The 12,879-nt window shown below is 59.1% G+C and carries 9 protein-coding genes, 1 tRNA gene and 1 pseudogene; 8 read left to right on the top strand and 3 right to left on the bottom strand.

The annotated features are described in order from the left end of the window. Positions 1-11 precede the first annotated feature (11 nt). Together folK and folB are read right to left on the bottom strand one after the other, a co-directional pair. On the bottom strand, positions 12-527 hold the full coding sequence (folK, locus tag ACZZZ4_RS06270; RefSeq protein WP_463547448.1) for a 2-amino-4-hydroxy-6-hydroxymethyldihydropteridine diphosphokinase: 516 nt from the start codon (positions 525-527) through the stop codon (positions 12-14). Continuing rightward, complete coding sequence (folB, locus tag ACZZZ4_RS06275) at positions 518-874, bottom strand: dihydroneopterin aldolase (protein WP_016772885.1); 357 nt, start codon at positions 872-874, stop codon at positions 518-520. Before folB ends, folK begins: the two co-directional genes overlap by 10 nt. Positions 875-948: 74 nt before the next feature. Here folB and plsY point away from each other — a divergent pair, with 74 nt between their 5' ends. Continuing rightward, complete coding sequence (plsY, locus tag ACZZZ4_RS06280) at positions 949-1,518, top strand: glycerol-3-phosphate 1-O-acyltransferase PlsY (protein WP_024014548.1); 570 nt, start codon at positions 949-951, stop codon at positions 1,516-1,518. 23 nt (positions 1,519-1,541) lie between these two features. Here plsY and tsaD read toward each other — a convergent pair whose 3' ends face one another. Next, positions 1,542-2,567 carry a tRNA (adenosine(37)-N6)-threonylcarbamoyltransferase complex transferase subunit TsaD gene (gene tsaD / locus ACZZZ4_RS06285; RefSeq protein WP_039757706.1) on the bottom strand — a complete coding sequence of 342 codons (1,026 nt, stop codon included), beginning with the start codon at positions 2,565-2,567 and terminating at the stop codon, positions 1,542-1,544. A gap of 199 nt (positions 2,568-2,766) precedes the next feature. On the opposite strand from tsaD, the gene rpsU reads away from it, so the two are divergent. The 7 genes and pseudogenes from rpsU to ACZZZ4_RS06320 all read left to right on the top strand — a co-directional run bounded on the left by rpsU (position 2,767) and on the right by ACZZZ4_RS06320 (position 12,814). Continuing rightward, complete coding sequence (gene rpsU, locus ACZZZ4_RS06290) at positions 2,767-2,982, top strand: 30S ribosomal protein S21 (protein ID WP_002551877.1); 216 nt, start codon at positions 2,767-2,769, stop codon at positions 2,980-2,982. 486 nt (positions 2,983-3,468) lie between these two features. Then, positions 3,469-5,433 carry a DNA primase gene (gene dnaG / locus ACZZZ4_RS06295; protein WP_076564352.1) on the top strand — a complete coding sequence of 655 codons (1,965 nt, stop codon included), beginning with the start codon at positions 3,469-3,471 and terminating at the stop codon, positions 5,431-5,433. Positions 5,434-5,500: 67 nt separating this feature from the next. Then, positions 5,501-7,348 carry an RNA polymerase sigma factor RpoD gene (gene rpoD / locus ACZZZ4_RS06300; protein WP_039757703.1) on the top strand — a complete coding sequence of 616 codons (1,848 nt, stop codon included), beginning with the start codon at positions 5,501-5,503 and terminating at the stop codon, positions 7,346-7,348. Between the two features lie 125 nt (positions 7,349-7,473). Further along, positions 7,474-11,219: pseudogene (locus ACZZZ4_RS06305) on the top strand (bifunctional diguanylate cyclase/phosphodiesterase). Positions 11,220-11,234: 15 nt separating this feature from the next. Further along, positions 11,235-11,311, top strand: a tRNA-Ile gene (locus ACZZZ4_RS06310). A gap of 196 nt (positions 11,312-11,507) precedes the next feature. Beyond that, the gene (locus ACZZZ4_RS06315) at positions 11,508-12,038 is read left to right on the top strand and encodes a PBECR2 nuclease fold domain-containing protein (protein WP_463547449.1); all 531 of its coding nucleotides are present in this window, start codon (positions 11,508-11,510) and stop codon (positions 12,036-12,038) included. Positions 12,039-12,352: 314 nt separating this feature from the next. Continuing rightward, positions 12,353-12,814 (top strand): Lrp/AsnC family transcriptional regulator, encoded by a 462-nt coding sequence (locus tag ACZZZ4_RS06320; protein ID WP_039757699.1) that lies wholly within the window; start codon positions 12,353-12,355, stop codon positions 12,812-12,814. Positions 12,815-12,879 lie beyond the last annotated feature (65 nt).

Raw genomic sequence — 12,879 nt, forward strand, 5'->3', positions numbered from 1 at the left:
ATCTTTTTGCTTTAAAGATTCGACGGAGTCAATTGCTGCCCATTCCATTCGAACGCAACCGGCGCCAACACCTGATCAATCTGCGCCTCGGCCCACAACGTCGCAAAGCTCTTGCCCACCCCTGGGTGAACCCGCTGCGGCGCAATCAGCGAAAGCGGCCACAGTACAAAAGCATTTTTCAGGATTTCCACACGCGGCAGAATCAATCCATCAAAGTTACCCACCAGATCGCCATACAGCAGCACGTCGATATCCAGCGGCAGACCCTTGCGATCCGGGGCATAACGACCGTTGTCCGCTTCGATGAATTTCAAGCGGCGATCGAGCTCCATCAACGGCAGATCGGTGTAGGCCGAGACCACGAAATTGAAGAACGGCCCGCTCTTGATGCCCACCGGTTGGCTCTCGAACACTGCCGAACAACGGATATCCACCAGAAACTTGGCCAGCGCATCGAGACCGGCGCGCAAATGGGTTTCGCGCTCGATATTGCTACCGAGCCCGAGGTAGACCTGAGTCAGCGACATCCGCGCTCGATCTCCACACCCACACCACCCTTGGCCGCCGGCACCGCGCCCGGCTTGGTCAGTTTCAGCCGCACCCAGGTGATCTTGAATTCGGCCATGAGCACTTCAACCAGACGCTCGGCAAAGGTCTCGACCAGCTGGAACTGCGCCTGCTCGGCAAAGGCCTGGATGCGCGTGGAAACACTGGCGTAATCGAGCGCCAGGGTCAGATCGTCACCGGCGGCGGCCGGGCGATTGTCCCAGGCGAAGCTCAGATCAAGACGCAGGCATTGACGGATGCCGCGCTCCCAGTCGTAGGCACCGATCACGGTGTCGACTTCCAGGCCCTCGATAAACACTCTGTCCAAGCACTTCTCTCCGCTGCACGACAAGGGCGCGATGCGCCGTTAGAATCAGGGCGTCCTCGCCCGGAATAGTTAGCATGTTTTGGTTACTGGCGATTCTCGCCTACCTGCTCGGCTCGCTGTCCTTCGCCATTTTGCTCAGCCGCCTGACCGGAAACCCGGATCCGCGAATGAGTGGCTCGGGTAATGCCGGCGCCACCAACATGCTGCGCCTGGCCGGTCGCAAACTGGCGATCCTGACCCTGCTCGGTGATCTGTGCAAAGGCCTGCTGCCGGTGCTGATCGCCTCCAGCGCTGGCCTTTCGCTGCAGGATCAGGCCTGGATCGGCGTATGCGCCGTGATCGGTCACCTGTTCCCTTTGTACTTCCGCTTTCGCGGCGGCAAAGGCGTTGCCACTGCCGCCGGCATGCTGCTCGGCCTGTATCCACCCGCCGCGCTGCTGGCCGTATGTGCCTGGCTGCTGACGTTCTACCTGACCCGCACCAGCTCGCTGGCGGCGCTGATTGCCACGCCACTGACCCTGCCATTGCTGGCCTGGCAAGAGCCGGAAGCCTTGCTGCCAATGAGCGCGCTGACCTTGCTGATTGTCTGGCGTCATCGCGGCAATCTACGCGACCTGTTTGCCGGGCGCGAACGGCATTTTTAAATGCCTTTCGTGAGCATCGCTCATCACAGTGCCGACAACTGCTCCATCGGCCAGCGTGCCTGCACGGTGATTGCCAGACTTTCCTGCTGACCGGCCTTCAGGCGCTGGCAACCGGCAAACGCGATCATCGCGCCATTGTCGGTGCAGAACTCCGGGCGCGCGTAGAACACATCGCCCTTCATATCGCCGAGCATTTTTTCCAGCGAAACGCGCAAAGCCTTGTTGGCGCTGACGCCGCCGGCAATCACCAGCCGCTTCATGCCCGCCTGTTTCAGGGCGCGCTTGCACTTGATGGTCAAAGTCTCCACCACAGCCTGCTGGAACGCCAGCGCGATGTCGCAACGGGCTTGCTCGCCGTCGTCCCCGGCGCTGACGCATTGCTGCCAGGTGTTGAGGGCGAAGGTTTTCAGGCCGCTGAAGCTGAAGTCCAGCCCCGGACGGTCACACATCGGACGCGGAAAGGTGAAACGTCCTGCGACGCCTTTCTCGGCCAGCTTGGCGATTTCCGGTCCGCCAGGGTAATTGAGGCCCATCATCTTTGCGGTTTTGTCGAAAGCTTCGCCGGCCGCATCGTCGAGCGTCTCGCCGAGCAGGCTGTATTGGCCAATGCCGTCGACCTGAACCAACTGGGTATGACCGCCAGAGACCAACAAAGCGACGAACGGGAATTCAGGTGGTTTTGGCTCCAGCATCGGTGCCAGCAAGTGGCCTTCCATGTGGTGCACACCGAGGGCCGGAATGCCCCAGGCAAACGCCAGCGCCTGTGCGCAGGAAGCACCGACCAGCAACGCGCCAACCAGGCCAGGACCTGCGGTGTAGGCGATTGCATCGATCTCGGTCGGCACGCAGTCGGCCTCGGCCAACACCTGACGGATCAAGGGCAGCATGCGTTTGACGTGGTCACGCGAAGCCAGCTCCGGCACCACACCGCCGTAGACGCGGTGCAGGTCGATCTGACTGAACAGCGCGTCGGCCAACAGGCCGCGTTCGCTGTCATACAATGCGACGCCGGTTTCGTCGCAAGAGGTTTCTAATCCCAGTACTAGCATGGGTTTGCGCCTTGTTTAGGCTGAATTCGAAGGCGCGCATAATAGTCGCCACGTGATGCCCCGACCAGCGGTTTTCGATCAGAGGCTTTGCATTCCGAGCGATGAGGGGTTAACATCCGCAACCCTTAAAAACCGACGTCTTCAAGTGCTCTTTTGCCGCGAGGATGTTGACCCCGGTAATGAATGAAGGTAGCTCTGGATGCCAGCCGTCAAAGTAAAAGAGAACGAACCCTTCGACGTAGCTCTGCGTCGTTTCAAGCGCTCCTGCGAAAAAGCCGGTGTACTGGCTGAAGTTCGTAGCCGCGAATTTTACGAGAAGCCAACTTCTGAGCGTAAGCGCAAGGCAGCAGCCGCTGTTAAGCGTCACGCCAAGAAAGTTCAGCGCGAACAGCGCCGCGCCGTTCGTCTGTACTAATACACAGACGTTCGTAGCAAGCTTCTTGCCTAAGCCCGGCCCTCAGCCGGGCTAATGGCATTTGCGTAAAACGCTTGATGCTTCACCGTCGACGCCGCCGATGCGACCGAGACAAATCTGCTTCACCGCGTCAGGCCTGGCTCTTTTGCCAGCGGTGCACGTCTTTTCTGACGAGCCTTTCAAGGCTACTGACGAGCACACCCACTGATTCCTCTTACGACGATCAGCCCAAGGCACCTGCATGCGTGCCCGCTTTATTGAGCTATCCGAGGCCGACAACCGGCCGTCAGCGGATTCAGCGCAACACTTTCACATAGTCGAAGACTGATAGGTACTAACGTCAGTGGATTTTCGGCAGATACACTTCCCGACAGCGATCACGCAGACGACACCGGTCGAGCCGCACTTTTTGTGCGTTTCCAGCAATGGCCCGCGTCCGACAGCCTGTCGCAACGGACCTATTGCAGCGCAGACGACGAGAACGCCATGGCCGGGCTGATTCCCCAGAGCTTCATTGACGACCTGCTGAACCGCACCGACATCGTCGACGTGGTCAGCTCGCGCGTGCAATTGAAGAAGGCCGGCAAGAACTACACCGCCTGTTGCCCGTTCCACAAAGAGAAAACCCCGTCGTTCAGTGTCAGCCCCGACAAACAGTTCTATTACTGCTTCGGCTGCGGTGCTGGCGGCAACGCCCTCGGCTTTCTCATGGATCACGACAACCTGGATTTCCCCCAGGCCGTCGAAGATCTGGCCAAAGCCGCCGGCATGGAAATCCCTCGCGAAGAAAGCGGTCGCGAGCGCAAGCCGCGTCAGCCGACCGATTCGCCGCTGTATCCGCTGCTCACCGCCGCCGCCGATTTCTACCGGCAGGCGCTCAAGAGTCATCCGTCGCGCAAGGCTGCAGTGGATTACCTCAAGGGGCGCGGCCTGACCGGCGAGATCGCCCGGGATTTCGGCCTCGGTTTTGCGCCGCCGGGCTGGGACAACCTGCTCAAGCATCTGAGCAGCGACACCCTGCAACAAAAAGCCATGATCGAAGCCGGCCTACTGATCGAGAACGCCGAAACCGGCAAACGCTATGATCGCTTTCGTGATCGCGTGATGTTCCCGATCCGCGACACCCGTGGACGGATCATCGCCTTCGGCGGTCGCGTACTGGGCGACGATAAGCCCAAGTACCTGAACTCACCGGAAACCCCGGTATTCCATAAAGGCCAGGAACTCTACGGCCTTTATGAAGCGCGCAAGAACAATCGCAACCTTGACGAGATCATTGTCGTCGAAGGCTACATGGACGTCATTGCCCTAGCGCAGCAAGGCTTGCGCAATGCCGTTGCCACGCTGGGCACCGCGACCAGCGAAGAACATTTGAAGCGTCTGTTTCGCGTCGTCCCGAACGTATTGTTCTGCTTCGACGGCGACCAGGCGGGCCGCAACGCCGCGTGGCGCGCACTGGAAGCGACCCTGCCGTGCCTGCAGGACGGTCGTCGCGCGCGGTTCCTGTTTTTGCCCGAAGGCGAAGACCCGGACACCCTGGTTCGCGCCGAAGGCACCGACGCTTTCAAAGCGCGCATCAATCAGCACGCGCAGCCGCTGGCCGATTATTTTTTCCAGCAACTGACCGAAGAAGCCGACCCGCGTTCACTTGAGGGCAAGGCGCACATGGCCACCCTCGCCGCGCCATTGATCGATAAGGTTCCAGGCGCGAACCTGCGCATCCTCATGCGTCAGCGCCTGACCGAGATTACCGGCCTGAGCAGCGAGACCGTCAGCCAATTGGTTCAGAGTGCGCCGCAGGAAGCACCGCCCGCCTACGATCCGGGCTTCGATTACGACGCCATGCCGGACTACAGCGACTACCATCAGCCGCAGGCACAGGACATGTACGCGCCGCAGCAGGAATGGACGCCGAAGAAACCCGGCGCCGGCGGCAAGAAGTGGGACAAGAAACCATGGGACAAGAACGGCAAGCGTGGTGGCGATCGCGAACAGCAGCGCCCGCGCACGCCGATTGGCGTCGAATCGCCGACCCTGACGGCCCTTAGAACATTGCTCCATCATCCGCAACTGGCCAAGCGCGTCGAAGACGCCGGGCACATTGCCGATGAAAATCAGACCAACGCCCAGTTGCTTGTGGCACTGCTCGAAGCCGTACAGAAGAATCCCAAGCTAAACTCATTTCAGTTGATCGCGCGGTGGCACGGTACTGAACAGGGTCGTTTGCTCAAGGCGCTGGCAGAAAAGGAATGGCTGATTGACGGAGATAACCTTGAACAACAGTTTTTCGACACCATTACTAGCTTGTCCGCCCGCCAACGCGAGCGAAATCTCGAACAGTTACTCAGGAAAGCGCGGCAAAGCGAACTGAGCGTCGAAGAGAAAAATCAACTGCGCGACCTTTTAAGTCGCAATGTTTCCGCATCAAACCCGACCTCAACTGGCGCGTGAGGTCATAGCTCAGGTATAATCCTCGGCTTGTTTTTTGCCCGCCAAGACCTTCAGTGGATAGGGTGTTATGTCCGGAAAAGCGCAACAGCAGTCTCGTATTATTGAGTTGATCAAACTGGGTCGTGAGCAGAAGTATCTGACTTACGCCGAGGTCAACGACCACCTGCCCGAGGATATTTCAGATCCGGAGCAGGTGGAAGACATCATCCGCATGATTAACGACATGGGGATCCCCGTACACGAGAGTGCTCCGGATGCGGACGCCCTTATGTTGGCCGACGCCGATACCGACGAGGCCGCTGCGGAAGAAGCAGCCGCTGCGTTGGCGGCGGTGGAGACCGATATCGGTCGCACCACTGACCCGGTGCGCATGTACATGCGTGAAATGGGTACGGTCGAGCTTCTGACCCGTGAAGGCGAAATCGAAATCGCCAAGCGGATCGAAGAAGGCATTCGTGAAGTGATGAGCGCAATCGCGCACTTCCCTGGCACGGTTGACCACATTCTCTCCGAGTACACCCGCGTCACCACCGAAGGTGGTCGCCTGTCCGACGTCCTGAGCGGTTATATCGACCCGGACGACGGCATCGCGCCGCCTGCGGCAGAAGTGCCGCCGCCGGTCGACCCGAAAGCCGTCAAGGCCGACGACGATACCGACGACGATGAAGCCGAATCTTCCGATGACGAAGAAGAAGCCGAAAGCGGTCCGGACCCGGTTATCGCTGCGCAGCGCTTCGGCGCCGTGGCCGACCAGATGGAAATCACCCGCAAGGCCCTGAAAAAGCACGGTCGTCACAACAAGGCAGCGGTTGCCGAGTTGCTGGCCCTGGCCGAGCTGTTCATGCCGATCAAACTGGTGCCGAAGCAATTCGAAGCCCTGGTCGAGCGTGTGCGCAGTGCCCTGGATCGTCTGCGTCAGCAAGAGCGCGCGATCATGCAGCTGTGCGTACGTGATGCACGTATGCCGCGCGCCGATTTCCTGCGTCAGTTCCCGGGCAACGAAGTCGACGAAAGCTGGTCCGACGCCCTGGCCAAAGGCAAGAGCAAGTATGCCGAAGCCATCGGTCGCGTGCAGCCGGACATCATCCGTTGCCAGCAGAAGCTGATCGCACTGGAAACCGAGACCGGCCTGACCATCGCCGAAATCAAGGACATCAACCGTCGCATGTCGATCGGTGAGGCCAAGGCCCGCCGCGCGAAGAAAGAGATGGTTGAAGCCAACCTGCGTCTGGTGATCTCGATCGCCAAGAAGTACACCAACCGCGGTCTGCAATTCCTCGATCTGATCCAGGAAGGCAACATCGGTCTGATGAAGGCGGTGGACAAGTTCGAATACCGTCGTGGTTACAAGTTCTCGACTTATGCCACCTGGTGGATCCGTCAGGCGATCACTCGCTCGATCGCCGACCAGGCCCGCACTATCCGTATTCCGGTGCACATGATCGAGACGATCAACAAGCTCAACCGTATTTCCCGGCAGATGCTGCAGGAAATGGGTCGCGAACCGACCCCGGAAGAGCTCGGCGAACGCATGGAAATGCCTGAGGACAAGATCCGCAAGGTACTGAAGATCGCCAAAGAGCCGATCTCCATGGAAACCCCGATCGGTGATGACGAAGACTCCCATCTGGGCGATTTCATCGAAGACTCGACCATGCAGTCGCCGATCGATGTCGCCACGGTGGAAAGTCTGAAGGAAGCGACTCGCGAAGTCCTGTCCGGCCTCACTGCCCGTGAAGCCAAGGTATTGCGCATGCGTTTCGGTATCGACATGAACACCGACCATACGCTCGAAGAAGTGGGCAAACAGTTTGACGTAACGCGTGAGCGGATCCGTCAGATCGAAGCCAAGGCGCTGCGCAAGCTGCGCCACCCGACGCGAAGCGAGCATCTGCGCTCCTTCCTCGACGAGTGATACCAGAACCCCGGCCCAGGCCGGGGGTTTTGTTTTATGGCAGATTAAATTCCCCGCTCCGCCCTCCCCGCCGCATACCGCGTCTACACTCGAAACAATCACCCCCCAGCCCTAACGAGAGCGTTATGCCCAGACTGGCGCCCGTGCTGTTTCTGCTGTCATTGATGATCTGCACCGCCACGGCTGACGCGCTGACTCTCACCGATGAAGAACGCAGCTGGCTGGCGGCTCACCCCGACTTGCGCCTGGGTGTCGACGCGTCGTGGCCGCCCTTCGAGTTTCGTGACGATCAGAACCGTTATCAGGGACTGGCTGCCGACTATATCGAGGTGATCCGTCAGCGCTTGTCCATCAAGCTGACGCCTATCGAACCGGTGAGCTGGACGGTGGTGCTGGAGCAGGTGAAGAAGGGCAGGATCGATTTGCTGCCGGGGATCATGTCGACGCCAGAGCGCCAGAGTTATCTGTCATTCACCCGGCCGTACCTCGACTTCCCGATCGTCATCCTCGCCCATGTCGGCGGCGCCCAGCCGCGCAAACTCGACGACCTGTACGGGCTGAAAATCGCCGTTGTCGAAAACTATGCCCCCCACGAACTGCTGCGCACTCACCACCCTGATCTGAATCTGGTAGCCATGCCCAACGTCAGTTCAGCGCTGCAAGCCCTGGCGACTGACGAAGTGGACGCGGTAGTCGGCGATCTGGCTTCCAGCGTCTGGAGCCTGCGCCAGCTCAAGCTTGACGGCCTCTACGTCAGCGGCGAAACGCCGTATCGCTATCAACTGGCGATGGCCGTGCCCCGGGACAACAAGGTACTGGTGGGCATTCTCGACAAAGTCCTGGCGGACATGACGCCGGCGGAAATCAGCAGCATTCAGGAACACTGGGTCGGCAACGTGCTTGACCACCGCACGTTCTGGTCGGACCTGCTGATGTACGGCCTGCCCGGCCTGTTGCTGCTGATAACAGTCCTCGCCGCGGTGATCCGCATCAACCGCCGTCTGAGCTCGGAAATCACCCGGCGCATCGACCTCGAGCAGGAATTGCGCAGTAGCGAATATCACTACCGCGGCCTTGTGGAGAGCTTGTCGGCGATTGCCTGGGAAGCGCGGATGAGCGACTTCACCTACAGCTATGTCTCGCCGCACGCTGAAGACTTGCTCGGTTATCCACAATCTCACTGGCTGATTCCGGGCTTCTGGCACAACATCATTCACCCCGCCGACCTGACCCGCACGCAGAACTACTGCAAGGAAGCGCTGCGCCAGGGCCGCGATCACATCGTCGACTACCGCGTGATCACCGCCGACGGTCGCTGCCTGTGGGTGCGCGACATCGTCAGCCTGATTGAGCACGGCCACGAGCCAGTGATGCGCGGTCTGATGATCGATATCAGCGAGATCAAGCGCACTGAAGAAGCGCTGCGCCTGTCGGAGCAGAAGTTCGCTTCGGTGTTCGAGCAATGTCCGGACATTCTGGTGATTGCGCGCCTGTCCGACGGCTGCCTGCTGGAGGTCAACGAGGCCTTCGAGGAACAGATCGGCCTGCGCGCCGAGGACGTGATCGGTCAAACCGCCACCAACCTTAATATCTGGGGGATTCCCGGGGTTGGGCCGGGCCTGCTGCAGCGCTTGCAGGCCGGCAGCATCCGCAACCTGGAAATGCCCTTTCGCCGCAACAACGGCCAGGTGTTCACCGGGCTGATCTCCGCCGAGCCATTCGACCTCGACACCACCCCGGCGCTGGTGGTGGTGGTGCGCGACATCAGCCAACTCAAGGAAACCCAACAGCAACTGCAAACATCGGAGGAGAAGTTTGCCAAGGCCTTTCATGCGTCGCCGGACGGCCTTCTGCTGTCGCGCCAGAGCGACGGCCTGTTGCTGGAGGTCAACGAAGGCTTCAGTCGCATCACCGGTTTCAACAGCGCCATGTCGGTGGATCGTTCGACGCTGGACCTGGGTATCTGGGTCAACCTCAACGAACGCAAACAGATGATCGACCTGCTGCAGCGCGACGGTTTTGTCCGCGACTTCACCTGCCACATCCGTCGCAGCGACGGGCAGATCCGCCTGTGCGAAGTGTCCAGTCGTCCACTGCCGATCGGTGACGAAGACTGCATGCTGACCATCGCCCGCGACATCACCGAACGCCATCTCATGCAGGAAAAACTGCAGCAGGCGGCAACGGTTTTCGAGAGCACTGCCGAGGGCGTGTTGATCACCGATACCCAACAACACATTAGTGCGGTCAATCGAGCTTTCACCGAAATCACCGGCTATAGCGAAAGCGAAGCACTGGGCCACACCCCCGGCTATTGGCGTCCGGGCTGCATGACAGCGCGTTCTACGCGGCGATGTGGCACCAATTGACCGACGAGGGACACTGGCAAGGCGAGATTTCCAACCGGCGCAAGAACGGCGAGCTGTACCCGAGCTGGCTTACCATCAGCGCGGTGCGCAATCGCGACAAGTTCATCACTCACTTCGTCGCGGTGTTCGCCGATATTTCCAGCCTCAAGCATGCCCAGGCCAAGCTCGATTACCAGGCTCACCACGACCCCCTCACCGGTTTGCCCAACCGCACCTTGTTCGAGAGTCGCCTGCAAATGGCCCTGACCAGCCAACAGGAAAATGGTGGCCAGGGAGCGGTGCTGTTTCTCGATCTCGACCGCTTCAAACACATCAACGACAGCCTCGGCCACCCGGTCGGCGACCTGTTGCTCAAGGGCATTGCCGTGCGCTTGAAAGAACAACTGCGCGATATCGACACGGTCGCGCGATTGGGTGGTGACGAGTTCATCATCCTGTTGCCAGGTTTGCAGCAAGCCAGCGACGCCGACAACATCGCGACGAAACTGCTCAACTGCTTCGGAGCGCCGTTCCAGGCCGGCGAACACGAGTTCTTTATCAGCGCCAGCATCGGCACCAGCCTCTATCCCCGCGACGGTTGCGATGTGGCCACGCTGGTGAAAAACGCCGACGCGGCGATGTACCGCTCCAAAGCCAAAGGACGCAACCGCGTCGAAAGCTATACCCGGGATCTCACCGCCCAGGCCAGCGAGCGCATAGCGCTGGAGCACGAACTGCGCCGCGCCATCGAGCGTGATGAGCTGTTTCTCTATTACCAACCAAAAATCAGCCTGGTCGACCACAGCCTTGTCGGCGCCGAAGCGCTGATTCGCTGGCGCCACCCGACCTTCGGCGACGTGCCGCCCGAGCATTTCATTCCACTGGCCGAAGAGAACGGCATGATCCTGCAGATCGGCGATTGGGTGCTGGAGACCGCTTGCCGGCAAATGTTCGAGTGGAACGAGATCTACCAACCGCTCGGTCCGCTTTCGGTAAACCTCGCCGGTGCGCAATTGCGTCAGCCCAACCTCTTGGTGCGCATCGAACAACTGCTCAAGGACAACCGCCTCAGGCCGGATTTACTGCAACTGGAAATTACCGAGAATTTCATCATGAGTCAGGCCGAAGAAGCGCTGGCGGTGTTGCACCAGCTCAAACACCTCGGCGTGCAACTGGCGATCGACGATTTCGGCACCGGCTACTCCTCGCTCAGCTACCTCAAACGGCTGCCGCTGGACATCCTCAAGATCGACCAGTCCTTTGTCCGCGGACTGCCTGACGATCCCCACGACGCGGCGATCGTGCGTGCCATCATCGCACTCGGCCGCAGCATGCAGTTCACCGTAATTGCCGAAGGCGTGGAAACCCAGGCGCAACAACAGTTCCTCACCGCGGAAGGTTGTGAACAGATCCAGGGCTACATCGTCAGCCTGCCGCTGCCCCCGGAGGAATTCGCCGCGACGTTTCTGCATGTAACCGTATCGGATTTTTCGGATAGCACAGCCGCGAAACCGTCGCTATAATCCGCGGCCTACTGAGGGCCTATAGCTCAGTTGGTTAGAGCAGAGGACTCATAATCCTTTGGTCCACGGTTCGAGTCCGTGTGGGCCCACCAAATTGAAAAGCCGCGCTGAATGCGCGGCTTTTTTTATGGGCTTTGATTTCCCAGTCATGCTAATCCCGACGCTCGGAAGAAAGCTGCGCTATCTGTAGGAACATTCTGAAGCGACGTTTCCAGGACGTTTGCAGCCTTGTTAGGCTTTCCTGCGAGCAATTAATCTCCTGACGCATCGCCGCCCGGGATCGTTTCCATGCTCATGAATGCTGCTCCATCAATCAGGGAAGCAGCCGGCCAAGCAACCTGGATCGATCTTGCCCTACCCGACTTGAGAACACTCTCGAAAGAACTTCGATCAGCCGCAATTGCAGAAATCAAAAGGGCTGACGATGCAGCGGGCGCCTTGGGAATACTCTTGGAATACTTCGGTTTCATCGATGAGTCGGTTATGGCCGTCACGATCCTGACGCCCATTGGAAACATTGCGGTTGCGAGAGACAAACTTGCCCATATTGTTGAGAAACGCCCGGACTCCCGCGAACGCTATGTTCGACATGCTATCGATACTTTAACGGGCCCCTTTGAAATTTGGAAAGTCCGTTACGATAACGGCGGACACCGCGTGGCATTCATCAATGCTTATGAGGCAAAAAATGACATGCTCGTGGTTGTGGACATTAGGGATGGACACGTTCTTTGGAATTTTATGCACGCTCCCGCGAGAGCCATGAACAGGCATCGAAAAAGCGAGCTTTTGTATAAGCGGTACATTTTCATCGACTAAAGAAAGGGCAGCCATTGGCTGCCCGTAACATCTGAATCCTGATATTTGCATCCTCAGGAAATGGGATGAAGAGGTCTCACCTGACACCGATGTTGCAGCATCGCTGAGGTACCTACATCTGCTGATGCCCTGCAAGGCAGCAGATTTCGCGCTCTTGGTGGCATTCTTGGGAAACAGGGCAGACAAGTCAAATCAATTGTCAGAACATTTGTTTCAGCAAAATCATCCGTGAGCACTTTGCTGTGGCGCAGAAGCCTATCGTTGTTTGCCTGTAAAGTGAGCCTCTCTTCGACCCAACGCTAATGGAGCCCCCCTTGCCAGACACCCGCCACCCCATCCTCGACGAAATCGACCGCCAACTGATCGCCGCGCTGCAAATCAATGCCCGCGAAAGCGTGGCCATGCTCGCCCGTCAGCTAGGCATTGCTCGCACGACGGTGACGTCGCGTCTGGCCCGGCTGGAAAAGGCCAAGGTGATCACCGGTTACGGCGTGCGACTCGGTCAGCGTGTTGTCGATGGGGGGCTGCAAGCCTATGTCGGGATCAAGGTCCAACCGCGTTCCGGCAAGGATGTGCTGCGGCGCTTGAGTGCGATGGCGCAGGTGCAGCAGCTGTGTGCGGTGAGTGGCGAGTTTGATTATGTGGCGTGGTTGCGCACCGATTCGCCGGAGCAGCTTGATCAGTTGCTGGATCAGATTGGCAGCGTCGATGGGGTGGAGAAGACCACAACGTCGATCATTCTGAGTAGCAAGATAGATCGGGGTCAGCCGGTTTAAGATTTTGATCGAGCTTCTCGACTGAATTTCAAAGCCTCTTCTCGAGCAGGCTCGCTCCCACATTT

Source organism: Pseudomonas sp. AC252 (genome assembly GCF_979258105.1).

Excerpts from the sequence above, each read along its gene's own strand:
- rpoD (WP_039757703.1), top strand. The coding sequence starts at position 5,501 with ATGTCCGGAAAAGCGCAACAGCAGTCTCGTATTATTGAGTTGATCAAA.
- ACZZZ4_RS06315 (WP_463547449.1), top strand. The coding sequence starts at position 11,508 with ATGCTCATGAATGCTGCTCCATCAATCAGGGAAGCAGCCGGCCAAGCA.
- rpsU (WP_002551877.1), top strand. The coding sequence starts at position 2,767 with ATGCCAGCCGTCAAAGTAAAAGAGAACGAACCCTTCGACGTAGCTCTG.
- tsaD (WP_039757706.1), bottom strand. The coding sequence starts at position 2,567 with ATGCTAGTACTGGGATTAGAAACCTCTTGCGACGAAACCGGCGTCGCA.
- folK (WP_463547448.1), bottom strand. The coding sequence starts at position 527 with ATGTCGCTGACTCAGGTCTACCTCGGGCTCGGTAGCAATATCGAGCGC.
- plsY (WP_024014548.1), top strand. The coding sequence starts at position 949 with ATGTTTTGGTTACTGGCGATTCTCGCCTACCTGCTCGGCTCGCTGTCC.
- dnaG (WP_076564352.1), top strand. The coding sequence starts at position 3,469 with ATGGCCGGGCTGATTCCCCAGAGCTTCATTGACGACCTGCTGAACCGC.